We start from the raw sequence: 421 nt of genomic DNA, 5'->3' as shown, positions 1-421 counted from the left end.
GTGTCAGTGACGCGGATCAGGCCCTAGTCTTTTGTCTATGCATTTCGTTCTGCCACTTTCGGGCGACAAGCATCAGCTTTCCGGCAGCGGAATAAACTCTTCCTCGTCTCCGGGAACGATATCGAAGCGGCCCGTCTTCCATTCCTCTTTCGCTTGTTCGATGCGCTCCTTGGACGACGAGACGAAATTCCACCAGATGTAACGCTTCGAACCAAGAGAGGCGCCGCCGAACAGCATGAAATGCGCCCCGGTCTGCGACGACACGACGATCTCGTCACCGGGACGGAACACCAGCAGCCGTTCGGCTGGGCACACATCGCCCGAAATCGAGACCTCGCCCTCCAGCGTGTAAATGGCGCGTTCTTCCGCATCGGCCGGGATTTTCACGCTGGCGCCGGGCGCCAGGCGCAGGTCGGCGTAG

At 59.9% G+C, this 421-nt stretch carries 1 protein-coding gene; it reads right to left on the bottom strand.

From position 1 onward, the window contains the following. Nucleotides 1-72 precede the first annotated feature (72 nt). Nucleotides 73-421: pirin-like C-terminal cupin domain-containing protein (locus EN750_RS38835; protein ID WP_281062400.1), on the bottom strand; the 349-nt coding region annotated here is incomplete at its 5' end.

This window comes from Mesorhizobium sp. M7A.F.Ca.ET.027.03.2.1 (assembly GCF_003999175.1).
Classification (GTDB): domain Bacteria; phylum Pseudomonadota; class Alphaproteobacteria; order Rhizobiales; family Rhizobiaceae; genus Mesorhizobium.
This window is presented reverse-complemented; position numbering and strand designations above follow the sequence as displayed.